This window comes from Nocardia sp. NPDC058519, from assembly GCF_042719755.1.
Classification (GTDB): Bacteria; Actinomycetota; Actinomycetes; order Mycobacteriales; family Mycobacteriaceae; genus Nocardia.
Window position 1 is genome coordinate 19729 of sequence record NZ_JBHXNK010000011.1, and the last position, 21408, is coordinate 41136.

The following is a 21408-nucleotide window of genomic DNA, read 5'->3' on the forward strand; positions in this document are numbered from 1 at the left end:
GGATGGACATAGACGATTACCGCATGGGGAGCGCCGAGCCCAGCCTCGTCCGCCCGTACTCCTTGACTGCAGGCCGTACCAAGCCGGCGGTCGAGTTGGCGCTGGAGGCACTCGTCGCATCGCATCCGGTCGCCATGGAGCGGCAGTACGAACTGAACAACCTCGAAACGTCCATCGTGGAGTTGTGCAGGCAATCGCCGTCCGTTGCCGAGATAGCTGCCCAGCTGTACATCCCGATCGGGGTGGCCCGGGTACTCGTAGCCGATCTGATCGAGGCCGGTCACGTCCGGGTTTCGGCAACTTTGAAAGACGATTCCAGCGACGATGAACGTCGCGAGCTGATCGAAAGGGTTCTCAGTGGACTCCGGCGTATTTGATTCGACGGCGCAGGTCGACACCCGCACGGCCAAGCCGACTTCGGCGAAGATCGTGGTCGCCGGTGGCTTCGGCGTGGGTAAGACCACGATGGTCGGCGCGGTGTCGGAGATCGTTCCGCTGCGCACCGAGGCGTTGGTCACCAACGCCAGTACCGGAATCGACAACCTGACCGGTATTCCACAGAAATCGACCACCACGGTGGCGATGGACTTCGGCCGCATCAGCCTCGCCGACGACCTGGTCCTGTACTTGTTCGGTACGCCGGGCCAGTACCGGTTCTGGTTCATGTGGGATGACCTGATCAAGGGCGCCATCGGCGCCGTGGTACTGGTCGACACCCGCAGGCTCGAAGACAGCTTCGCCGCTGTCGACTACTTCGAGGCCCGCGGGCTGCCGTTCCTGGTGGCGCTCAACGAGTTCGACGACGCGCCGAAGTACCCGCTCGAGGACATCCGCCAGGCCCTTGCGGTTCCCGCCGACGTGCCGATCATGTCGATCGACGCCCGTCGCCGGGAACCGGCCAAGCAGGCCCTGGTCGCCCTGACCGAGTACGCACTGCGCAAGGTCATGCAGGGTCACTGAGCTGATTTCGCACGACGGACGGGGCTGCCGCGATGAAGGGCCGCAGCTCCGCCCCTCGTTCGGGCCGTGCTCGTTCAGGACTCGGGTTCGGGATCGGGCCTGGTCCAGCCCAGGATCATCGCCGGTGCACAGCCACCGGCCATAATCGTGGCCAGCATCATCAGTCCGCCCGCGTAGGCGATGCGATAGGCATCGGCTTGCGGGGAGAACGCGCTGCCGAAGATCAGGTACGCCAGTGGTGGCATGGTCAGCGACTGAGTGAGCGCGAGCCCCGCCGAGCGCGCCTTGTTGCGTTCGGTGATCTCCAGTTCGTCGAGCATCTGGTCGGGTGCGTGATCCTGTCCACCCGACGCGATCCGCAGCATCGTCCAGCTCGGCAGGAAAACCAGCGCCGAGACGAGCGCGACCACAGGCGCCCCGAACAGGTCGAGCGCGCGCATCACGCCCGCGAGCGCGATCCCGAGCAGTGCGATCGTCACCAGGATCACGAGAACCCGCCGCCTGCGACGCGGTCGCCAGCTCTTCAGCATCCCCGCTGTGCGCTGCTCCTGCACGAGCCAGCGCCGGACCCGATAGTTCTGATAGCGGTCGATGAGCGTGGTTGTCATGGCATTTCGCCTTTCGTGCGTGGGTAGAGCTCGGCCGACAACGGCCCGAATTCCTTGCGGGAGAACACGACCTCGACCGGCAGCGCGAACACATCGCAGATGCGCATCGCCAGATCGAGGCTCGGATAGTGATCGCCACGCTCGAGCGCGCCGATCGTCTGGACATTGACATCGACGGCCTCCGCAAGCGCCGCCCGGCTCATCCGATGCTCCGCGCGCAACACCGCGATGCGATTGAAGATCGGTAGGGTTTCCCCTCGTCTGACTGGGCTCACCTAACAGAGTGTTGTAAAAACACAACAGAAAGTCAAGGTGTTCCAACGCGCCGCCGCGATTCCGTGATCGACCAGAATCCGGTCCCGCTACGCTCACAGCGTGCATATGTCGGCGGATGACCTGCTCGGACAGTTGCTCGATACGGGCTCTTTTGTGAGCTGGGATCGGGCGCCGATAGAGCCCGCGATGTCGCCGCGTTATCGGCGCGAGCTCGTCGTCGCGGCCGATCGGGCGGGTACCGATGAGTCGGTGCTGACGGGGGAGGGGTTGTTGCGGGGGCGCCGTGTCGCGGTGATCGCCTGTGAGTTCGCGTTTCTGGCAGGGTCGATCGGCGTGGCCGCGGCGGAGCGGATCGTGCGCGCGGTCGAGCGCGCTACCGAACTCGGGCTGCCGTTGATCGCTTCGCCGACCTCCGGCGGCACGCGAATGCAGGAGGGGACAGTCGCTTTCGTGCAGATGGTGAAGATCGCGGGCGCGGTGGCCGTGCACAAGGCGGCGGGGCATCCGTACCTGGTGTACCTGCGCGATCCGACGATGGGTGGGGTGTTCGCTTCGTGGGGGTCGTTGGGGCACATCACCTTTGCCGCGCCCGGCGCACTGATCGGGTTCCTCGGGCCGCGTGTGTACGAAGCCTTGTACGGCAGGCCTTTTCCGCCCGGCGTGCAGACCGCGGAGAACCTCTATCGCAACGGTGTGATCGATGGTGTGGTGACGGTGGAGGTGTTTCGCCGGATCGCCCACCGGGCGATGAGTGTCGCCAGCGGCGCCGTCGTCGCGGTGACGACCGAGCCGGGTTGGGCTGCGCCGGTGCTCAGTCCGGCGACACCGGCGAATCCGGCTGCGAGCGCTTGGGATTCGGTGCTCAGCTCGCGCAAGCCGGGCAGGCCGGGCATTCGCGATCTGCTTCGCCATACGACACAACGGGTTCCGCTGAGCGGTACCGGTCGCGGTGAGTCCGATCGCACTGTTGTGCACGCCCTCGCCCGCTTCGCCGGTCAACCGTGCGTCGTGTTCGGGCACGACCGATCGGGCCAGGAGGGCGAGCACACCATGGGCCCGGCCGCCCTGCGGGAGGCGCGGCGGGCGATGGTCCTGGCGCGGGAATTGCGGCTGCCGCTGGTGCTCGTCATCGACACCGTCGGTGCCGCCCTGTCCAAGGAGGCCGAGGAACGCGGGCTCGCCCCCGAAATCGCCCGCTGCCTGGCCGATCTCGTCACCCTCGACACCCCGACCGTCTCCGTACTGCTTGGCCAGGGCACCGGCGGCGGCGCGCTCGCGCTGTTGCCCGCCGACCGGGTGCTCGCCGCCAGACACGGCTGGCTCGCCCCGCTGCCGCCGGAAGGGGCGAGCGCCATCGTCTTCCGCGATACCGCGCACGCTCCGGAAATGGCTGCGGCGCAAGGCATCAGGTCGGCGGACCTGCTCGAAGACGGTGTGGTGGACCGAATCGTCGAGGAGTACCCCGACGCCGCCGACGAACCGGTCGCCTTCGCCCGTCGCACGGTCCTCGCGATCGCGGCCGAACTGGCCGCGCTGCGCGCCTGCGAGCCCGCCGAACTGCGATCGATGCGGCAGACCCGGTACCGGCGAATCGGATTGTCCGGATCCGCGTACTGAGCCCACCGGCAATCCCCTGACCAGCGCCCCGCTTTGTGTCAGGGGGAAACACGCGACGCGCCGTCGTTGACGCCACACCGAACCACTTCTACCTTCGAGAGGGTGACCTTCCGCAGCGAGAGCAGCCCTGTCCCCACCATCGTGCTCAATGACGGGAACGTGATCCCACAGCTCGGCTTCGGTGTGTTCCAGGTGCCCGCGGAAGACGTCACCGGGGTGGTGGCCGAGGCGTTGAAGGTCGGCTACCGCAGTATCGACACGGCCGCGGTCTACGGAAACGAGGAAGGCGTAGGCCGCGCCATCGGTGAATCGGGGATTCCCCGTGACGAACTCTTCATCACCACCAAGCTGTGGAACGCCGACCAGGGCTACGACAGCACCCTGCGCGCCTTCGATGCCAGCATGCAGCGTCTCGGCCTGGATTATCTCGACCTGTATCTGATCCACTGGCCGGTACCGTCGGCAGGCCGCTTCGTCGACACGTTCCGCGCGTTCCAGGCGCTGAAGTCGCAGGGCCGGATCGGTTCGATCGGTGTCTCCAACTTCCGGGTGGTCGATCTGGAGACCCTGATCGCCGAGGCGGGCGAGATCCCCACGGTGAACCAGATCGAATTACATCCCACACTTTCCCAGCGTGACCTGCGTCAATACGATGCCGATCATGCGATCGCCACCGAGGCGTGGAGCCCGCTCGGGCAGGGCACACTGCTCGACAACCCGACCATCGTCGGCATCGCGAAGGAACTCGACCGCACGCCCGCGCAGGTCATCATCCGGTGGCACCTGCAGCTGGGCAATATCGTCATCCCGAAATCGGTCACGCCGTCGCGGATCGCCGAGAACTTCGACGTGTTCACCTTCGAACTCGATCCCGCGGCGATGGAGTTGATCGGCCGTCTCGACGCGGGCAAGCGGGTCGGCGCCGATCCGTCGACGTTCAGCGCCGGTCTGGCCTGATCCCCAGGTAGTCGCTCAGTTCCCTGGCCGCGGCCCGGCCCGCCCGGTTGGCGCCGATCGTGCTGGCCGACGGTCCGTAGCCGATGAGATGGATACGCGGGTCGACGGCCACCTGGGTCGCCAATCGCCCGGTCATGGTGATCCCGCCGCCTGGTCCGCGCAGCCGCAGCGGTGCCAGATGGTCCAATGCGCTGCGGAAACCGGTCGCCCACAGGATGACGTCGGCCGCCTGGAAACTGCCGTCGGCCCAACGCACGCCGGTGGGCTCGATCCGCTCGAACATCGGCAGCCGCCGCAGCACACCCCGCGCACGCGCGGCCAGCAAGCGTTCATCGAGCGGCAGCCCCGTCACCGAGACGACCGATCCCGGTGGCAGCCCCGCGCGCACACGGTCCTCCACCAGGGCCACCGCGTCGCGCCCGTCCTGCTCGGCGAACGGCGTCTCCCGCCACCGCGGCTCCGACCTGGTGACCCATGTGGTGGAGGTCACGAGCGAGATTTCGTCGAGCAACTGCACCGCCGAGATTCCCCCACCGACGATGACCACATGTTTGCCCGTGAACTCCTCGGCCGTGTGGTAATCGCGAGTGTGTAGCTGGCGTCCGGCGAAGGTGTCGGCGCCCGGATATCGGGGGATGAACGGGTGCTCCCAGGTGCCGGTGCCGTTGACCAGACCCCGCGCGCGCAAGGTGCCCGCACCCTCGGTTTCCACTTGTAGGACCTCGCCACGGCCCGCGCAGCTCTGGCCGTCGGCGGTCCGATCGCAGACGACTTTCACCGTCACCTGCCGTTGAACTCGCAGGTCGAAGCGCTTTTCGTAGAGCTCGTAGTAGTGCGGTACCGCGGTGGCCGCTCGCGCCGACTCCGATCCGGCGGGCAGGGTCTCGGCGAAGGACATCCCCGGCAGATCGTGCACTCGGTTCACCGTTGTCAGGGTCAGCGAAGGCCACCGGAACTGCCAGGCGCCACCGGGGCCGGGTGCGTGGTCGACTATGCGGAAATCGCGTTCGGGTACCAGCCCGAGCTTGCGCAGGTGGTACCCGGCCGAGAGCCCGGCTTGACCGGCTCCGATCACCAGGATGTCGAAATCCGTCATCCGGGGAGAATAGTCGTGAACCACAGGCGTCGATGCCATCGCCTTACCGGGCGTTGTCGGCGGGCTGTGGCAGAGTGTGAATATCCACGAAATCCGCTGATTCTGGGGAGGATGCATGCTCGGCGTGACTCGCGATGGTGATGTGATCACCATCGAACTACAGCGCGAGGAACGGCGCAACGCGCTCAACGAGGACTTGGTCGGGCAGTTGCGCGCCGCGGTACTCGGCGCGGTGGCCGAGGGCGCGCGTGCCATCGTGCTCACCGGCCGCGGGCCGATCTTCAGCGCGGGTGCCGATCTGTCGGGGGTGTACTCCGAGTCGTTCCTGAGCGGTCTGCTCGACATGCTGCACACCATCGAATCGGTTCCGGTTCCGGTGATCTCGGCGATCAACGGCGGCGCGCTCGGTGCGGGCGTGCAGCTGGCACTGGCCTCGGACCTGCGGGTGATCGAGCCCGACGCCTACATCGCGGTGCCCGCGGCCAAGCTCGGCATCTCGGTCGACCGCTGGACGGTGTCGCGGCTGGCCGCCCTGATCGGTGGCGGCCCCGCCCGCACGATCCTGCTTGGCGCCGAATCCGTTTCCGCCGCAGACGCTTACGCCTACGGCTTCGCCAACAAGCTCGGCACGCTCGCCGACGCCAAGGACTGGGCCAAGTCGATCGCGGCACTCGCGCCGCTGTCGCTGCAAGCCATGAAACTGATGCTCAACGACGACGGCACCGGCGATCCGGCCAGCGCGCAGCAGCAGGCCGCGCTGGAAGCCGCGTGGAGCAGCGACGACGCCAAAGAGGGCCGCCTGGCCCGGCAAGAGAAGCGTCCGGCGAAGTTCGTGGGCCGCTGATGCGAATCACACGGCTGGCGGGTTCGGTGGCGAGCACCTTCGGCCTCGCCTGGATGGCACGCGCGGTGTGGGGCCTGCCCACCTCGATCGGCGCGGGCCCGTCGGCGATCGCGCCGACCGCGATCGGCAAGTCCTCCTACCGCGACGGCCGTTTCCACAACACCGAGCCGAGCTCCATGCTCGCCGCCGGTGCCGCACCGTCGCTGATCTGGTCGGGACTCACCAAGGGCCGTATCGGCCGTCCGGCGAACCCCGTCCCACTGGTCACCCCAGCCGCTCCCGAGCAGGCCGCCGAACTCGCGGTCACCTGGTACGGACACGCGAGCGCGCTGGTCGAACTCGACGGCTACCGCGTGCTGGCCGACCCGGTGTGGAGCGAACGGGTCTCCCCGTCCCCGGTGGTCGGCCCCGCCCGTCTGCACCCGGTCCCCGGCGAGCTGTCGCAGCTGCCGACCGTCGACGCGGTGATCATCTCCCACGATCACTACGACCACCTCGACAAGGCCACCGTCGACGAACTCGTCCGCACCCAGCTCGCGCCGTTCGTGGTGCCCACCGGCATCGGCGCGCACCTGCGGCAGTGGGGTGTGCCCGAATACCGGATCATCGAGCTCGACTGGGGTGGCTCGGTCTCGCTCGGCCATGACGCCGGCGACCGCGGCCTCACCATCACCTGCGCCGAGGCCAGGCATTTCTCCGGCCGCGGCCTGGTCCGCAACACCACGCTGTGGGCGTCGTGGGCGCTGTCGGGGCCCACCAAGCGGATCTACTTCGGCGGCGACACCGGCTACACGAAGGCGTTCTCCCAGGCAGGCGCGGTGCTCGGCCCCTTCGATCTCACGCTGCTGCCCATCGGCGCCTACGACGAGCGCTGGACCGATGTGCACATGAACCCCGAAGAGGCGGTGCGCGCGCACGCTGACCTGTGCCTGGGCGACGCCGCCTACGGACTGCTGGTCCCGATCCACTGGGCCACGTTCAATCTGGCCTTCCACGGCTGGTCCGAACCCGTCCGGCGCCTGGTGTCGGCAGCCGCCGACGCGGGTACCCCGGTCGTAGTGCCCAAGCCGGGCCAGAGGGTGGTTCCGAATGACCTCCCACCACGGGATTCGTGGTGGGAAGATGTGGAGTGACTGTTGCCTGTGGTGAGCGAAGCTCCATCAGGCAGCCGCACCTTGCGGTGAGGCGGTCCCCGCCGAACCCAGCTCACGCTGCGTCGGGGTAGACGTTTCACAGCCTCCTGCCTCGCCCGCTCTCGCAGACTCGGACTTGCGGATGGCTCCACGTCCTGGCACCGACCCACTGTCGGCGCAACCCTGTTCACCCACCCTAGATCGATGGGTCTCGCCGAGTCGGGCGAGGTTGATCGCGGCATTACGGTCACGATCAATCGACAGACCACAAGACTCACAGCTATAGACACGGTCGGCGAGGGTCAGGCTTGGCTTTCGCCCACCACACCCCGAACACGTCTTCGAACTCGGAAACCACCGATCAGCTTCTACCAGAACCGACCCGTACCAGCGAGTTTTATAGGCCAGCATCTGTCGGACCTGAGCGAGGGCCGCGTCAGCGACTGCCCGGTTCAACCCCTTCTTCCGGTCACCGCCCGCGGACCGCATCCCGGCCGCGTTCAGAGTTTCCACCACGATCACCTGATGCTGCTGAGCCAAGGTCGTGGTGGTCTTGTGGAGAACGTCGCGGCGGACTGCGGCGGCCTGCCCGTGTGTGCGGGCGATCCGAGCGGTGGTGGCCTGCCACCGCCTCGATGGCTGCCGCCGGTTTTTCGTGACGGGGTCATGCGGACCCTGCTGACGGGCTGCCCGCCGTTGCAACACTCTCAACCGGGCTTGCGCGGCAGTCAGGGGTTTGGGCGCCGGAATACGGCTTACTTCGCGACCGTCAGGGGTCGCGATCACCAGTAGCGCGTCGGCTTTGACCCCGACATCGACCCCGACCACCGGGTGCGGTGACCGGCGGGCGTGCCCGGGACGGGATTTGGCCGTGACGAGGGTTTGGAACGATACGTACCAGCGGCGACGCGAATCCTGGGCGAGGGTGGCTGACAGGATGCGTGCGGTCCCCGCCTCGACACGGCGGGCGAGCTTGCGGGTCGACTCATGTGTTTTGAGCCGCCCGACCCGGGGTAGGACGATGTGATGGCGGTCGGGCTCGACCCGGATCGTTCCCGTGGTGAATCGAACGGACCGCCGAGACCGGGCCGCGTTTTTGAATCTCGGGAATCCGACTGGATTACCTGCCCGCACACCAGCGCGGGAGGTGGCCCAGTTATCCAGGGAGCGGGCGAGTGCGTCGAGTCCGGTGTTGTAGGCCTCTTTCGAGTTCTGCGCCCACCACGGCGCGTGCTCGTATTTACGCTGGTTCCAGATTTTGCGGAGTCCGGGTAGTGACCAGCCGATCATCGGGGTCAGTTCGGCCTCGGAGATCCCGTAGCTCCGTTCAGCGGTGCGTTGATCGATCACCGCTTTGACCAAGGCGAGCATGTGGTTGAACGCGAACCTGGATGCACCGCAATGCGATCGGAGTACCGGTTGTTGGTGCGGGGTGGGGTCGAGCGCGAATCGGTAGGCCTGCATCGTCCATCCGTCAGGGATGTCGAACCTCGCCATCAGTGATCAACTCCTTCCCTCTGGGTCTCGTTGCCGGTCGCCGATAGCGGTTACGATGTCATAGCGGTGAGACATATTTCGATCCACGCCAGCGGTCGGGCCGCGACAGTACTGATATATGCCTACGTTCGATCAGATTTGCTCATGAAACACCAAGCAGCTCAGAACCATCCTCTTGAAAGGAACACGGTCAGATGAGTCTCGTGGATACGTTGAAGGGCTTGCTCGGTAAGGGCAAGGAAACGGTCGAACAGAACGCCGACAAGATCAATGAGGCGGTCGACAAGGCCGGGACCTTCATCGATGACAAGACCAAGGGTAAGTACAGCGACAAGATCGAGAAGGGTAAGGAAGCGGCCAAGAAGGTCGTGCCTCCGCAGGCAGGCCCCGGCACCGCCGCCGGCGGCCCCGCACCGACCCCTCCCGGACCCAAGGCCTGATTCCGGTGCGCGGGGACCGGTAGACGGTCCCCGCCGCCGGCGATCGCGTCGATGGTCCGCCGGGAATTTCGGGGCGCTCCGGGTGAACCGGACATCGAGGTTGAGCTCAGCAACCTCGACAAGGTGCTGTACCCGGCAACCGGTACGACCAAAGGCGAGGTGATCGCCTACTATTCGGCGATCACCGAGGCTGCGCTGCCCCATCTCGTCGGTCGCCCGGTTACCAGGAAACGGTGGCCGAACGGCGTCGACCATTCCGATTTCTTCGAGAAGAACCTCCCCGAGCACGCGCCCGCGTGGATCCACCGCGCCGCGATCGAGCATTCCAGCCGCCGGGTGGTGTACCCACTGATCGATTCCGAGGCCGGGATGGCCTGGCTCGCCCAGCAGGCGGCGCTGGAAATCCATGTGCCGCAATGGCGTTTCGACGCAGGCGATCGCGGCCCGGCCACCAGGATCGTGTTCGATCTGGACCCCGGCCCCGGTGCCGGGCTGCCCGAATGCGCGCGGGTCGCGCTGGCTGTGCGTGCGATGGTCGCCGATATCGGCATGCAGGCGTTCCCGGTGACCAGTGGTAGCAAAGGCATTCACGTTTATGTGCCGCTGGATCGGCCGCTGAGTTCGCGTGGCGCGTCCACCGTCGCCAAGCAAGTGGCCACCAATCTCGAAGCGCTGCACCCGGATCTGGTGACGGCGACCATGGCGAAGACTGCCCGCACGGGCAAGGTGTTCCTGGACTGGAGCCAGAACAACGCCGCCAAGACCACCATCGCCCCCTACTCGCTGCGCGGTCGCGCCGAACCCAATGCCGCCGCCCCACGCACCTGGGCCGAGATCGAAGACGCTGATGCATTGCGCCAGTTACGTTTCGACGAGGTCCTCGCTCGTTGGAAAGCCGACGGCGACCTGCTGGCCGACCTCGACCCGCCACTACCCACCCGCCCCGACTCGCTCGCCAAGTACCGCAGCATGCGCGACCCGCAGCGCACGCCCGAGCCCGTCCCCGAGACGACGCCGGAACCAGGCCCCGGCAATCGCTTCGTCATCCAGGAGCATCACGCCCGCCGCCTGCACTGGGATGTGCGCCTCGAGCGCGATGGTGTCCTCGCCTCCTGGGCGGTGCCCAAGGGCCCGCCGACCGAGCCGAAACACAATCGCCTCGCCGTGCGCACCGAGGACCACCCACTCGAGTACCTGCACTTCCACGGCTCCATCCCCAAGGGTGAATACGGCGCTGGGGAGATGACGATCTGGGATTCGGGCACCTATGTCACCGAGAAGTGGCGCTCCGACGAGGTGATCGTCGAACTCGACGGACAGCGGGTGTCCGGCCGCTACGCGTTCATCCAGACCAAGGGTGACCAGTGGCTGATGCACCTGATGCGCGACCAATCCCGTCGAGAACCCTTGGCCGACAGTGGTTTCCCGCGCGGGTTGTCGCCGATGCTGGCGACGGCGGGCGATGTCGAATCGCTGACCCCCGCGAACTGGTCCTTCGAAACCAAGTGGGACGGGTTCCGGGTGATCGTCGAGATCGACGACGGTACGGTCACGGTCCGCAGCCGCGCGGGCAACACGGTGACCGCCCGGTATCCGCGACTGGCCGTTCTCGGTGCGGAACTGGCCGGGCACCAAGTGGTGCTGGATGGCGAAGCGGTCGTGCTCGATGACGCCGGACTCTCGGATATCTCGGCGCTGCAAGCGGATTCTGCCCGCGCGGTTTTCGTCGCCTTCGACGTGCTCTACCTCGACGGCACCTCCCTGCTGCGCAAGAAGTACACCGACCGGCGTGCCGTGCTAGAGGCGCTGGGCAGGCTGTCGCCGTCGATGAATGTCAGTGCGCTGCTGGATGGTTCGGGTGCCGAGGCGATGAAGGCCAGTCGCGAGGAGGGTCAGGAAGGGGTCGTCGCCAAGCGGCTGGATTCGGTGTATCAGCCGGGCAAGCGCAGTCAGACCTGGCTCAAACAGCGCAACTGGCGCTCGCGCGAGGTGGTGGTCGGCGGTTGGCGGCGTAGCGACAAACGCCCGTTCAAGTCGCTGCTGCTCGGTATGCCGCACGAGGACGGCCTCATCTACGTCGGGCGGGTGGGTACCGGATTCGGTGACGAGCAGTCGCGCCGGATCGCCGCCGAGCTGGCTGGGCTGCGATGCGACGCTTCACCGTTCACCAACGAGATGACCGCAGACGAACGCCATGACGCGCAATGGGTCACCCCCGAGCTCACCGGCACGGTCCGCTTCCAGGCGTGGACCGACACCGGACGGCTCTGGCACCCGGTGTGGGACGGTGTGACGAGTTCGCCACGGTGATGCCCACCCGCGAAAGCTGTGATGTTGCTACGGTAATCGCGTTGTACCCGGAGTCGAATCAACGAGGAGTACGCGGTGGATTTCAAGAACCTGGCGGGCAAGGCGATGGACATGGCTGCCCAGCACGCGGACAAGGTCGACAGCGTCATCGACAAGGCTGGTGACGTGGTCGACGAGAAGACCGGTGGCAAGTTCAGCGGCCAGGTCGACTCCGCCCAGGACGCGGCCAAGAACGCCCTGCGCGAGAAGGCCTGATCGGCTCGGCGGGCCGACCACCACCGGCCCGCCGAATCAGCGCGCTGACTGTTTGCCGCGCTGTCAGTTCCCGGCCATCAGGCCGGAGATCGTGTCGACATCGGTGACCAGCGCATTGCCCTGGAACGCGAAGTCGTCGTAGGCCCGCGCGATCGCTTCCTTGTCGCGACCACCGCAGGCGTCACCGATCACCACGGGCACGAAGCCCAGGTCGGTGGAGTGGGTGACGGTGGGCGCGATCCCGATCTCGAGCGCGACACCGGCGATGGCGTAGGAGCCGATCCGCAGATCGCGCAGCAGAGTGGACAGGGGCGTGCCCTCGAACGCCGACATCGACATCTTGTCGAAGACCAGCTCGTCCTCGCGCGGCACCAGCTCCGGTACCAGCTCGAACGCGGGCGTATCGCGTTGCAGAATGAAGGCCACGTCGTCGACGGATTCGGCGTTCTGCCAGCTCATCAGCAGCCGCATTCCGTACACGCCGGTCAGTCGCCGTGGCGGGAAGAAGTGCCGCAGGAAGATCACCGGATAGCCGCCGCGCCGGGCCGCTTCGACCACCCGGACGACGCGTTCGGTGATCTCCTGCCCGTCGGGCAGCTGGCCGAGGACGCCGACCTGCATGTCGTAGACGATCAGCGCCATCCGGTCGGGCGCGCACAGATCGCCGAGGGTTTCGGGAATGTCGAGTCCGTTTCCTTGTCGCACCGACGCCAGTATCGTCGACCTTCGCGGGTCTGTCGAGACTCGCAGGCCCCTGTCATGAGCGACCAGGTGACCGGAATGCCCGGCCCCGGAAACCGAGTCGCCCCGACGCCGGTGCCGGCGTCGGGGCGATCAGTTGATCAGTATGTGGTGCAGGCTATTTCGCTGCCCACTGGGTGGTGCCGGGCGGGGCGGTCCAGGTGTTGATCAGGTCCATGCCGGCGACGATCAGCGTAGGTCCGCCGACAATGAGGCTGCCGATGATCCCGCCGACGGAGGCGCCGGTGATGAGGCCGGGAAGCGCGCCGACTCCGCCGGCCGCCGCGCCGATCACCAAGCCGATCACAGCACCGATGGCCATGCCGACGAAGCTACCGACAGCGGTGGCAAGGCCGAAGGTGGAGGCGAAGTTCGCCTGCGCCGCGTAGTTTTCCGCGGGCGAGGCGACCGGAGTCAGGTTGGGCTTGGCCGTGGCGACGTCCTTGACCGCGGTCAGCTCGAGTACCCGGCTGTCCTCGCTAACCGTGTGCGGCAGCGGGTATTCGAAACTGCCGTCGCGGACCGAGAGGGGCAGCGAGATCAGGGTCGCACCTGCCTCGTCACGGATGTCGACCGCACCGCCGGTGATCGCGAAGGTGCCGTGGGTGAGAGTGGTGATGACGGTGTTACCGACCAGTTCGGTGCGGTACTCGACGTTCGGCGTCACCGGGTCGGCTCCGGCTACTCCGGTGCCCACCAGCGCTACCGCGAGCACCGGAATGGCAGCCGCGGCGATTTTGCGGATGATCATATGAACATTTCCCATCTGGACTTCATCAGGTGTGAGTTGCTCGAACAAGCGCCGTGGTGGTGACTTCCCCCGAGAAAGCTCGTGATCGGCGCGTGAAGCTGCCTAGCTCGATTCCGTGACGAACCATATCGTGCAATAGGGTTTCGGGACAGTGAATTCGGGGTATTGCTCACAACCGCAGAGTGCTGATAGTGCGCGCGATGGACGGCGCGCCGATGACCAGCGAGATCGAGTGCTCCTGGTTCAGCCGATGGCGTTGCTCAGCACCACGGCGCCCGCGCAGACCACACCCACGACCGCCAGCGCGATCGCGTCGCGGCGGTGCGGTGCGCTCGGATGGGCCGTCAGCATCCCCGTGCCGCCACGCGCGGTGATCGCCTCACCGAGTTCGCCCGCGCGCCGCGACGACACCGCCATGCACGCGGTGAGGATGTCGATGAGCGGATCGGTGGTGCGGTGCAGCAGGTTCTCTTTGGGGCGCAGTTTGCGGGCTGCGCGCAGCACCCGGATCTCGTCGAACAACAGTGGCAGACCGCGCAGGGTCAGTGCGACGACGACCGCCCATTCGTCGACCGGCAGTCGCAACTTGCGCAGTGGCGCACCGAGTTTCGCGAGAGCGGGGGCGATCTCGCCCATCGGGGTGGTGAACGCGATCAGGAACGAGGCCGCCAGCAGCACCAGCCCGAACACGACGACTTGCAGGTTACCGAGCATCGCCTTCGTCCCGATCGGCGCGGTGATAGCGACGCTGAGCGCGACGAGTCCCCAGAACCACCACGGCAGCCGGGGGATCGCCCCGAGCGGCAGCCGCGCGAGCACCCAGATCAGCACAAGGAAAGCCGTGATCACGCCGAGGACCGGCCAGGACGGCAGGAACATCAGCAGCAGGCTGATGCCGAACACGGCGATCATCTTCGTGCCTGCCCACAGGCGGTGCACGACGCTGTCGCCCGGTACTTCACGCAGCAGCACTGTGCTCATGGGGTCGTGCCTTTCGGTGCGCTGGTGTGTGCCGTCGCGCCTTCGTCACCGCGGCGGCCCAAGGGCAGACCGGCCACGAAGGCCGACTTCTCGAGTGCGCGTTCGGTTCTCGAAATCGCGTGGCCGTCCGCCGAGACCGCCACGCCGCCGTCCAGGTGCACGGTGCGGTCGCAGACCATGGACATCTCGGCGACATCGTGGGAGATGATGATCAATGTCAGCCCGGAATCCCGCAGCCGGGCAAGCAGTTCCACGATCTCGGCGCGGCCCTGCGGATCCAGGCCGGCCAGTGGTTCGTCCAGGACGACCACCTGCGGGCGACTCGCCACCATCGCGGCGAGGACCACCCGTTTGGCCTGCCCGCCGCTGAGTTCCTCGATCGAGCGAGCGGCGAGGCGGCGATCCAGGCCCACCGCGTCCAGCGCCTGCCCGACCGCGCCGGAACCGGTCGCCCGCCCACCCCAGTCGGCGATCTCGGCGCCGACGGTCTGCTTCTGTAGTTGCAACCGGGAGTGCTGGAAGGCCAGCGCCACCCCGCCGACCTGCTTGTCGACCGCGGTGCCGCGCAGTTCACAGCGCCCCGAGCTCGGCGCGATCAGCCCGGCGATGATCCAGGCCAGTGTCGACTTGCCGGACCCGTTGCCGCCGACGATCAGCAGCGCCTCGCCCTTGCGGACCGACAGGTCGACACCGTGCAGGGCAGGTGCCTCCCACGGCGTGCCACGGTTGTAGGTGTGGCGCACATCGGTGAGTTCGAGGACCGGGGCACCCATCGGCCTGCGGCGCTGGTCGCGGGCGGGGTTGGGCCAGCTCGCGAGGTGGTCGACCATGCGGCCGCCGGCGAGGTGGATCACCCGGTCGGCGGCGGTCGCGTCGGCTTCGTGGTGGGTCACCAGGACCACGGCGGTGCCGTGGCGGCGCGGGAGTTCGGCCAGCAGGGCGACGAGTTCACGGCGCCCGTCGGGGTCGATCATCGAGGTGGCTTCGTCGGCGATGAGCAGCGCGGGGCGGCGGGCGAGCGCGGCGGCCACGGCGAGGCGCTGCTGCTGGCCGCCGGAGAGGGTGGCGGTTTCGCGGGCGCCCATGTCGGCGAGGCCGACCTCGGCGAGGAGCGCGTCGACATCGACCTCGGCGGCCGACTCCGCCGACAGGCCCCACACGACATCGTCGGCGACCGAGACGCCGAGGGTTTGGCTCTCCGGGCGTTGCAGGACCAGCGCGGTCCCACCGATCGCGCCCAGCCCCGCCGAACCCGGACGATCCACCGCACCCGTTGTCGGCGGCCTGCCTGCCAGGACTCTGGTCAAGGTCGACTTGCCGGAGCCGTTGTGACCGACGACGGCGACGAACTCGCCCGGATGAATGGTGAGATCGATATCGGCCAGCGCGTCGACCTTCGTGCCCTCGTACCGATAGCCGACCCCGTGCAGGGAAACCGGCAGCGGTCCGACCGGCCGATCATCTGCCGGCGCGTCGAGCCGATCACTGCCCGGCAACCATGCGAGCCGATCGAGCACCGCCCCGAGGACGAACCAGGAGATCACCGTGCTGACCAGCACGCCGAGCGCCACCGTGGCGCCGATGTAGATCCACCACCAGCGCAGCACCACCTCGACGGTCTCGGCGGCCGTCCGGCCGAGCGGCTCCAGCGCGGGCACCCGGCCTGCCAGATTCTCGATGCCCTTCGCGGTATTCCGGAACGCTTCGAAGAACAGGTCTCTGGTTCGCGAGAAGAGCAGCAGACTGCCGACGGAGAACAGTCCCCAGCCCACGCCTGCGACGATTCCGAGCGCGAATACCGTGGGGAATCCGCCGCCCCGGCGTTTCACCGTCCCGATGATTCCCGCCAGCGTGGCCGCGCCCATGACGCCGAGCGCGGGCATCACCCCGGCCGCCACGAACGTGACCAGTGTTGCCGCGATCGTGGCTGTGACCAGCGCGCGCAATCGATACCGCTGGGCGAGCAGGCCCAAGGGGACTGCTGCGACGAGCTGTAGCGCGGCAGCCATGGGAACCAGTGAGCCGACCGTGATGAGGCCGACGGTGAGCCCGGCCATCACCGCGCCGCTCGCCAGTTCGATCGGGCGCAGGGGACCGCTGGGCAGACCCACGGGCTTGTCTCTCACGTGTCCAGTCTGCCAGGGGGTTGTGTTTGCGGGTGTGGGGCTGATGTGGATGTTGTGTGGGGTTGATGGCAGGTGGTCGGCTAACGAAAGGCCGTGGCCAGGCCGTCCTGGGGCATGGGGGCGGTCTGTGGGCGCCGATGGAACATGCTCGGCCGCAAGCGTGCGATCGCGACGCCGGTCAGGCACAGTGCGCCGCCGAGAAGGGCGGTGGGCGTGGGGACCTCGGAAAGGAAGATCCAGGACATGACGATGGCCAGCGCGGGTACGGCGTAGCTCGACGAAGCCGTTACTCCGGCTGGAGTGTGCGCGAGGGCGTAGGCCCAGAGCAGGAAGGCGAGGGCGGTCGAGACCAGGCCGAGGTAGACGACGCCGACGGTGGCGGAGAGGGGTGCTTCGGCAAGTTCGTGTGCCATCTTCGGTGCCCACGGCAGTAGAACGACGGCGCCGGCCACCGCACCGAGGGTCGTCGCGGTCAGCGGGTCGGTGGACCGCAGCACGAGCTTCTGCGCCACCACGCTGATCCCGTAGAGCAGGGCGGCTGCCACCGCGAGTGCGACGCCGACGCGGTCGCGCTGCCCGGGCCCGGTGAACGCGATGATCGCGGCGCCGCTGAAGCTGACGGCGATACCGACGACGAGCAGCGGCGGGAAGCCTTCGTTCAGGAACAACCCCGCGAGCACCGCCACCACGATGGGCGCGATATTTACCAGCAGCGCGGTGGTGCCCGCGTCGAGATGCTGTTCGGCGGCGTTCACCAGGACCGTGTACAGCCCGAACCACAGCGCGCCGTAGGCCATGGTGAGCCACAGCGCCAGGCCGCGCGGCATCCGGCCGCCGCGAAACGCCAGCACCAGCACCAGCACGATCGCGCCGACGAGGAGTCGCCCGGATGCCATCGCCGCGGGCGAGACGTAGGGCGCGATGCCGCGGATGATCACGAACGACGATGCCCAGGCCAGCATCACAGCGACCAGGGCGAGAGCGGGCAGGCGCGACTTCATGCCTCCACGGTGGACCACCTGAGAGGTAAGCACAAGCGGGTATTTGCCATCTATTATTCAGTAGTACTGAAGTGAGGAGTCCACATGATCGACACGCACCGCTTGATGATCTTCCGCTCCGTGGTCGCGACCGGCTCGGTGGCCGCGGCGGCCTCGACGCTGGGCTACTCACCGTCGGCGATCTCCCAGCACCTCGCCGCCCTGCAGCGCGAAACCGGCTTGCAGCTGCTGGAACGGGTGGGTCGCGGTGTGGAGCCGACTCCGGCGGGGCGGGTGATCGCGGGCGAGGCCGCGAAGGTGCTCGACGAGCTGACCGCGCTCGGGTCGACGGTGTCGGACCTGCGGGCGGGCAAGGCCGCCCGGATCACGATCAACTCGTTCAGCTCGGCGGGCACCAACTGGATGCCCGATGTGGTCGCCACCCTCACCCACGAATTCCCCGACACCAGGGTCCGGCTCAGGATCGTCGACGAGCTGGCCGCGGTCTCGGACAATCGACCCGATATCGCCCTCACGGTGCGCCTCGGCAAACCCACCCAAATCGTCGGCTACACCCATCACGACCTGGTGACCGAGCCCTATGTAGCCGTGGTCCCCGCCGACCACGAACTCGCGGCCCACACCACCGTCGAGGTAGCCGAACTCGAGCAGCACCGCTGGATCGACAACGACACCAGCCACGGGCCGTGCAGGCAGGCCATGCTGAACGCCTGCGCCGCAGCGGGTTTCACCCCTCGGTTCGTGGTGGAGACCACCGACTACCCCTCGGCGCTGCGATTCGTGGCGCGCGGTGTCGGCATCACCGTTGTCCCTCGGCTCGGCGCCACGGACCTGCCGCCCGGTTCTCGCGCGCTGGAGCTCACCAACCCGACTCCGCGTCGCACGATCTGTGCCCACATCAAGGACTCCGAGTCGTACAACCCGGTCGTCATCCGGACGATGGAGTTGCTGCGGGCCGCCGCGGGTTAGCCGCGACCGATCAGGCGGGTGGTGGCTCGGCCAGCCAGCCGCCCATCGCCACCGTGCGGAAATGTGTTGTGAGACCGAAGTTGTCGTCGATGACGTGCAGGGCGATGGCCGGGTCGGGGGCATAGTCCATGACGCGGTGGGGTGGCGTCACTTCCCATTCGCCGCCGAGGACGGAGGCGGTGCTCGGGCAGGTGATCATGGGTTTGCCCGCGAAGGTCGTCGCGATGGGGGAGTGGGCGTGGCCGGTGAGGATGCCGACGATGCGCGGGTCGCCCGCGACGACAGCGGCCAGCCGGCCGGGGTCGGCGAGCGCGATGACATCGACCACGGGACTGAACACCGGCTTGGGCGGGTGGTGCAGGGCTATCAGGATCGGGCCGTCGGGCGCCTCGGCGAGCGTCGCGCGCAGCCAGTCGAAGGTGTCCTCGCCCAGCAGACCGGCTGATTCGCCGGGGATGCTCGAGTCGAGCATGACGATGGTGAGCGCGCCGACTCGGTGGACGCTGTTGATGGGAGTGGTCGAGGCGGGCTCGCCGAGCAGTGCGGTGCGGAAGTTCGCGCGGTCGTCGTGGTTGCCGGGCAGCAGGTGCACGGGAATGTCGGCTCGCAGGGCCAGCCGTGCCTGCTCGTACTGCTCCGGCCTGCCGGAATCGGTGATATCGCCGGTCACGAGGATGACGTCGGGCGTGCGCGGCAGTTCCGCCAGATAGCCCATCACCGCCTCTACCCGTTCGGTATTGCGCGCGCTGAGGTCGAAGTGGGTATCGCTGAGCTGAGCCGCCAGGATCATCGGCAGTCGCTTTCTTCTCTGGGATCGCTCCGTTGCGTCAGAGTGTGCCGGTATCACTCATCGGCACCTCTCCAGGCTAGATGACCTGCGTTTATCCGTCTTCATGAGTCGTACCACGGGCCGAAACCCAAGAGGTGGTCTGTGTCACTCGTCACCGCCGCGATGTCGTGGTTCCGGTGCGGTCGGCGAGCAGTTGTAGTACGCGGAGGAAGGTGCGGCGATCGTCGGCGGGGAGCTCGGCCAGTAGCCGCCGCTCCTGCTCCTGGATGTCGTGCTGGGCGCGCTCGCGCAGGCCCGCGCCCTCGGCGGTGAGCCGGATCAGGTTGACGCGCCGGTCGGCCGGATCGGGCTCGCGCAGGATAAGGCCGCGCTGCTGGAGGTCGTCGAGGACGGGAATGATCCGCGTCTTGTCCGCCCGGATCGCCTTGGCGAGCGCGGCCTGGGTGTGGACGGGCCGCTCGTCGAGCCCGAGCAGCACCACGTACGCCCACATCGTGAGCCCGTGCCGGTCGAGAACGGGCAGTTCCGCCTCGGTCAGCGCACGGCCGAGTGGTACGAGCATGGCCGCGAGATCCGGGCGGGTCGCTTTCGGCATGGTCGAAATCTACCGCCGGGTGGATCGTTCGATAACCCTTGGCAGATGATAAGCATGAGCGTACGGTCTGCGTATGCGTACTATTTCGAAGGAAGACCGGCTTCTGCTCGCCCGCCACGAGCGTGCTGTGCGGCTGAGTATCGACGCGGTCGAGGCGGCGTCCGAGGCGCGGCTATCGATCGAAACACCCTGCGCTGGTTGGGATCTGCGCGCTCTGCTGGAACACATGGGCACCCAGAATCGCGGTTTCGCCGCAGCCGCTCGCGGTGCGAACGATCCGGCGGTATGGGTGGTACACCACGCTGTCGATCCGATCGGCGACTATGTCCGGTCCGCGCACGAGGTCGTCGAAGCCTTCGCCGCAGGTGAGGCCGAGACCCTGTTTCTCCCTGAGATCCCACCGGGTCACTTCCCGGCCGCGACCGCCCTCGGCTTCCATCTCATCGACAGCGTCGTCCACGCCTGGGATGTCGCGCGCTCGGTCGGCCATGTCATCGACCTGGACTCCGACCTGGCGCCCACGGCCCTGCGTATCGCCGAAGCGGTTCCCACCGGCACGGCCCGCCTTCGCCCCGGCGCCGCTTTCGGCCCCGCACTCGAGGTCGCGGACACGACAGCGACCCTGGCCCGCATCTTGGGAATTCTCGGCCGCTCACCCGAGTGGCTGCCGAGCCGAGCGTAAGACGAGTTCAGTCCGAAATCAGCTGTGCGGCGGTGTGGAGAAGTCGCGCGCCTTCGTCGGGGTCGCTGGTGAACGGCTCCCAGAAGTCGGGTCCGGGGGTGGCCTCGAGGTCGAGGACCGGTGGGGTCAGCCAGTCGGCGTCGAGGCCGAGCTTCCAGGAGTGCAGGTGGGTGCGGGGGAGCGTGGCGGTGCGGTCGAACAGTGGGTCGCCCGGGATCGGGTGGCCGATCCAGGCCAGCTGCACGCGAATCTGATGACGACGCCCGGTCACCGGCCGCAGGGCGAGCAGCGCGTGCTCACCGTGCCGGGCGACGGTGCTGAACAAGGTCAGCGAGGGATAGTTCTTCGCGGGCAGCAGGTCCGCGTCGTCGATGAACCACCGATCACCCTCGCGCTTGATCGCCTCCCGCGGCGCCGCGATACGCACCCGATTCTTGCGCCCCACACTCAGCGGCAGATCGATCTCGCCACGATCGGGCAGGTCGGTGCCCGCGACGATCGCCAGATACGCCTTGCGGGCGGTCTGATTGTTGAACTGCCTGGTCAGCGGTCCGTGCGCGGCCAGATCGGTAGCCAGCAGCACCAGCCCGGATGTCACCTTGTCGATCCGGTGCACCGGATACAACTGCGTCCCCGCCGCCTGCGCCAGTTCCACCAGATCGGTGTCGTGGCGTTCCCCGGTCACCGAGATTCCCGACGGCTTGTTCAACGCGAGCACCGCGTCATCGGCGAACACGGTGTAGTCCTCGCGCACGCTGCGCCAATCCAAGTCCACTACG

At 67.5% G+C, this 21408-nt stretch carries 23 protein-coding genes; 11 read left to right on the forward strand and 12 right to left on the reverse strand.

Annotated elements, in window-relative coordinates:
- Nucleotides 1–2: 2 nt before the first annotated feature.
- A complete protein-coding gene (locus ACFWPK_RS14900) occupies nt 3–377 on the forward strand; it encodes a DUF742 domain-containing protein (protein ID WP_378915700.1) in 375 nt (124 codons plus the stop codon).
- Nucleotides 358–960, forward strand: a complete 603-nt coding sequence (locus ACFWPK_RS14905; protein ID WP_378915702.1) for an ATP/GTP-binding protein — start codon at nt 358–360, stop codon at nt 958–960. The genes ACFWPK_RS14900 and ACFWPK_RS14905 overlap by 20 nt, the downstream gene beginning before the upstream one ends.
- Before the next feature lie 74 nt (nt 961–1034).
- Here the strand turns inward: ACFWPK_RS14905 and ACFWPK_RS14910 are convergent, their stop codons facing one another.
- Both ACFWPK_RS14910 and ACFWPK_RS14915 read right to left on the reverse strand, forming a co-directional pair.
- Nucleotides 1035–1568 carry a hypothetical protein gene (locus ACFWPK_RS14910; RefSeq protein WP_378915704.1) on the reverse strand — a complete coding sequence of 178 codons (534 nt, stop codon included), beginning with the start codon at nt 1566–1568 and terminating at the stop codon, nt 1035–1037.
- Nucleotides 1565–1843, reverse strand: coding sequence for a helix-turn-helix transcriptional regulator (locus tag ACFWPK_RS14915; protein WP_378915706.1), 279 nt, complete (start codon nt 1841–1843; stop codon nt 1565–1567). The genes ACFWPK_RS14910 and ACFWPK_RS14915 overlap by 4 nt, the downstream gene beginning before the upstream one ends.
- Before the next feature lie 106 nt (nt 1844–1949).
- Between ACFWPK_RS14915 and ACFWPK_RS14920 the strand changes: the two genes are divergently transcribed.
- Both ACFWPK_RS14920 and ACFWPK_RS14925 read left to right on the forward strand, forming a co-directional pair.
- Nucleotides 1950–3461 carry a carboxyl transferase domain-containing protein gene (locus ACFWPK_RS14920; RefSeq protein WP_378915906.1) on the forward strand — a complete coding sequence of 504 codons (1512 nt, stop codon included), beginning with the start codon at nt 1950–1952 and terminating at the stop codon, nt 3459–3461.
- A 102-nt stretch (nt 3462–3563) separates the two neighbouring features.
- Nucleotides 3564–4418 (forward strand): aldo/keto reductase, encoded by an 855-nt coding sequence (locus tag ACFWPK_RS14925; RefSeq protein WP_378915708.1) that lies wholly within the window; start codon nt 3564–3566, stop codon nt 4416–4418.
- Here the strand turns inward: ACFWPK_RS14925 and ACFWPK_RS14930 are convergent.
- The gene (locus ACFWPK_RS14930) at nt 4399–5514 is read right to left on the reverse strand and encodes an NAD(P)-binding domain-containing protein (RefSeq protein WP_378915710.1); all 1116 of its coding nucleotides are present in this window, start codon (nt 5512–5514) and stop codon (nt 4399–4401) included. The genes ACFWPK_RS14925 and ACFWPK_RS14930 overlap by 20 nt on opposite strands.
- A 115-nt stretch (nt 5515–5629) precedes the next feature.
- Between ACFWPK_RS14930 and ACFWPK_RS14935 the strand changes: the two genes are divergently transcribed.
- Together ACFWPK_RS14935 and ACFWPK_RS14940 are read left to right on the forward strand one after the other, a co-directional pair.
- On the forward strand, nt 5630–6358 hold the full coding sequence (locus tag ACFWPK_RS14935; protein WP_378915711.1) for an enoyl-CoA hydratase: 729 nt from the start codon (nt 5630–5632) through the stop codon (nt 6356–6358).
- The gene (locus ACFWPK_RS14940) at nt 6358–7491 is read left to right on the forward strand and encodes an MBL fold metallo-hydrolase (protein ID WP_378915712.1); all 1134 of its coding nucleotides are present in this window, start codon (nt 6358–6360) and stop codon (nt 7489–7491) included. The genes ACFWPK_RS14935 and ACFWPK_RS14940 overlap by 1 nt, the downstream gene beginning before the upstream one ends.
- Before the next feature lie 27 nt (nt 7492–7518).
- Here the strand turns inward: ACFWPK_RS14940 and tnpB are convergent, their stop codons facing one another.
- On the reverse strand, nt 7519–8988 hold the full coding sequence (tnpB, locus tag ACFWPK_RS14945; protein WP_378915714.1) for an IS607 family element RNA-guided endonuclease TnpB: 1470 nt from the start codon (nt 8986–8988) through the stop codon (nt 7519–7521).
- A gap of 194 nt (nt 8989–9182) precedes the next feature.
- Here tnpB and ACFWPK_RS14950 point away from each other — a divergent pair, with 194 nt between their 5' ends.
- From ACFWPK_RS14950 to ACFWPK_RS14960, 3 genes are all read left to right on the forward strand, one after another.
- Nucleotides 9183–9428 (forward strand): antitoxin, encoded by a 246-nt coding sequence (locus ACFWPK_RS14950; RefSeq protein WP_378915716.1) that lies wholly within the window; start codon nt 9183–9185, stop codon nt 9426–9428.
- A 51-nt stretch (nt 9429–9479) separates the two neighbouring features.
- The gene (locus ACFWPK_RS14955) at nt 9480–11738 is read left to right on the forward strand and encodes an ATP-dependent DNA ligase (protein WP_378915718.1); all 2259 of its coding nucleotides are present in this window, start codon (nt 9480–9482) and stop codon (nt 11736–11738) included.
- Between the two features lie 75 nt (nt 11739–11813).
- Entirely contained in the window at nt 11814–11993 is a 180-nt protein-coding gene (locus ACFWPK_RS14960; protein WP_378915720.1) for an antitoxin, read from the forward strand.
- 63 nt (nt 11994–12056) lie between these two features.
- On the opposite strand, the gene ACFWPK_RS14965 is transcribed toward ACFWPK_RS14960, so the two are convergent.
- From ACFWPK_RS14965 to ACFWPK_RS14985, 5 genes are all read right to left on the reverse strand, one after another.
- Nucleotides 12057–12698, reverse strand: coding sequence for a cysteine hydrolase family protein (locus ACFWPK_RS14965; protein WP_378915722.1), 642 nt, complete (start codon nt 12696–12698; stop codon nt 12057–12059).
- A gap of 154 nt (nt 12699–12852) precedes the next feature.
- Nucleotides 12853–13500, reverse strand: a complete 648-nt coding sequence (locus ACFWPK_RS14970; RefSeq protein ID WP_378915724.1) for an ammonium transporter — start codon at nt 13498–13500, stop codon at nt 12853–12855.
- Between the two features lie 228 nt (nt 13501–13728).
- Nucleotides 13729–14466, reverse strand: coding sequence for an energy-coupling factor transporter transmembrane component T family protein (locus ACFWPK_RS14975; protein WP_378915725.1), 738 nt, complete (start codon nt 14464–14466; stop codon nt 13729–13731).
- A complete protein-coding gene (locus ACFWPK_RS14980) occupies nt 14463–16592 on the reverse strand; it encodes an ATP-binding cassette domain-containing protein (RefSeq protein WP_378915727.1) in 2130 nt (709 codons plus the stop codon). The genes ACFWPK_RS14975 and ACFWPK_RS14980 overlap by 4 nt, the downstream gene beginning before the upstream one ends.
- 80 nt (nt 16593–16672) lie before the next feature.
- The gene (locus tag ACFWPK_RS14985; RefSeq protein WP_378915729.1) at nt 16673–17593 is read right to left on the reverse strand and encodes a DMT family transporter; all 921 of its coding nucleotides are present in this window, start codon (nt 17591–17593) and stop codon (nt 16673–16675) included.
- An 84-nt stretch (nt 17594–17677) separates the two neighbouring features.
- Between ACFWPK_RS14985 and ACFWPK_RS14990 the strand changes: the two genes are divergently transcribed.
- Entirely contained in the window at nt 17678–18562 is an 885-nt protein-coding gene (locus ACFWPK_RS14990) for a LysR family transcriptional regulator (RefSeq protein ID WP_378915731.1), read from the forward strand.
- A 10-nt stretch (nt 18563–18572) separates the two neighbouring features.
- Here the strand turns inward: ACFWPK_RS14990 and ACFWPK_RS14995 are convergent, their stop codons facing one another.
- Both ACFWPK_RS14995 and ACFWPK_RS15000 read right to left on the reverse strand, forming a co-directional pair.
- Nucleotides 18573–19352 (reverse strand): phosphodiesterase, encoded by a 780-nt coding sequence (locus ACFWPK_RS14995; protein WP_378915733.1) that lies wholly within the window; start codon nt 19350–19352, stop codon nt 18573–18575.
- Nucleotides 19353–19503: 151 nt separating this feature from the next.
- Nucleotides 19504–19947: a MarR family winged helix-turn-helix transcriptional regulator gene (locus ACFWPK_RS15000; protein WP_378915735.1), complete on the reverse strand. Its 444-nt coding sequence runs from the start codon at nt 19945–19947 to the stop codon at nt 19504–19506.
- A 73-nt stretch (nt 19948–20020) separates the two neighbouring features.
- Here ACFWPK_RS15000 and ACFWPK_RS15005 point away from each other — a divergent pair, with 73 nt between their 5' ends.
- Nucleotides 20021–20629: a TIGR03086 family metal-binding protein gene (locus ACFWPK_RS15005; protein ID WP_378915737.1), complete on the forward strand. Its 609-nt coding sequence runs from the start codon at nt 20021–20023 to the stop codon at nt 20627–20629.
- Between the two features lie 7 nt (nt 20630–20636).
- On the opposite strand, the gene ACFWPK_RS15010 is transcribed toward ACFWPK_RS15005, so the two are convergent.
- On the reverse strand, nt 20637–21404 hold the full coding sequence (locus ACFWPK_RS15010) for an RluA family pseudouridine synthase (protein ID WP_378915739.1): 768 nt from the start codon (nt 21402–21404) through the stop codon (nt 20637–20639).
- Between the last annotated feature and the right edge of the window lie 4 nt (nt 21405–21408).

What these genes read in the sequence shown, in the direction of transcription:
- ACFWPK_RS14900 (WP_378915700.1), top strand. Translation starts at nt 3, where the DNA reads ATGGACATAGACGATTACCGCATGGGGAGCGCCGAGCCCAGCCTCGTC.
- ACFWPK_RS14910 (WP_378915704.1), bottom strand. Translation starts at nt 1,568, where the DNA reads ATGACAACCACGCTCATCGACCGCTATCAGAACTATCGGGTCCGGCGC.
- ACFWPK_RS14920 (WP_378915906.1), top strand. Translation starts at nt 1,950, where the DNA reads ATGTCGGCGGATGACCTGCTCGGACAGTTGCTCGATACGGGCTCTTTT.
- ACFWPK_RS14930 (WP_378915710.1), bottom strand. Translation starts at nt 5,514, where the DNA reads ATGACGGATTTCGACATCCTGGTGATCGGAGCCGGTCAAGCCGGGCTC.
- ACFWPK_RS14935 (WP_378915711.1), top strand. Translation starts at nt 5,630, where the DNA reads ATGCTCGGCGTGACTCGCGATGGTGATGTGATCACCATCGAACTACAG.
- ACFWPK_RS14940 (WP_378915712.1), top strand. Translation starts at nt 6,358, where the DNA reads ATGCGAATCACACGGCTGGCGGGTTCGGTGGCGAGCACCTTCGGCCTC.
- tnpB (WP_378915714.1), bottom strand. Translation starts at nt 8,988, where the DNA reads ATGGCGAGGTTCGACATCCCTGACGGATGGACGATGCAGGCCTACCGA.
- ACFWPK_RS14950 (WP_378915716.1), top strand. Translation starts at nt 9,183, where the DNA reads ATGAGTCTCGTGGATACGTTGAAGGGCTTGCTCGGTAAGGGCAAGGAA.
- ACFWPK_RS14955 (WP_378915718.1), top strand. Translation starts at nt 9,480, where the DNA reads ATGGTCCGCCGGGAATTTCGGGGCGCTCCGGGTGAACCGGACATCGAG.
- ACFWPK_RS14970 (WP_378915724.1), bottom strand. Translation starts at nt 13,500, where the DNA reads ATGGGAAATGTTCATATGATCATCCGCAAAATCGCCGCGGCTGCCATT.
- ACFWPK_RS14975 (WP_378915725.1), bottom strand. Translation starts at nt 14,466, where the DNA reads ATGAGCACAGTGCTGCTGCGTGAAGTACCGGGCGACAGCGTCGTGCAC.
- ACFWPK_RS14985 (WP_378915729.1), bottom strand. Translation starts at nt 17,593, where the DNA reads ATGAAGTCGCGCCTGCCCGCTCTCGCCCTGGTCGCTGTGATGCTGGCC.
- ACFWPK_RS14990 (WP_378915731.1), top strand. Translation starts at nt 17,678, where the DNA reads ATGATCGACACGCACCGCTTGATGATCTTCCGCTCCGTGGTCGCGACC.
- ACFWPK_RS14995 (WP_378915733.1), bottom strand. Translation starts at nt 19,352, where the DNA reads ATGATCCTGGCGGCTCAGCTCAGCGATACCCACTTCGACCTCAGCGCG.
- ACFWPK_RS15000 (WP_378915735.1), bottom strand. Translation starts at nt 19,947, where the DNA reads ATGCCGAAAGCGACCCGCCCGGATCTCGCGGCCATGCTCGTACCACTC.
- ACFWPK_RS15005 (WP_378915737.1), top strand. Translation starts at nt 20,021, where the DNA reads ATGCGTACTATTTCGAAGGAAGACCGGCTTCTGCTCGCCCGCCACGAG.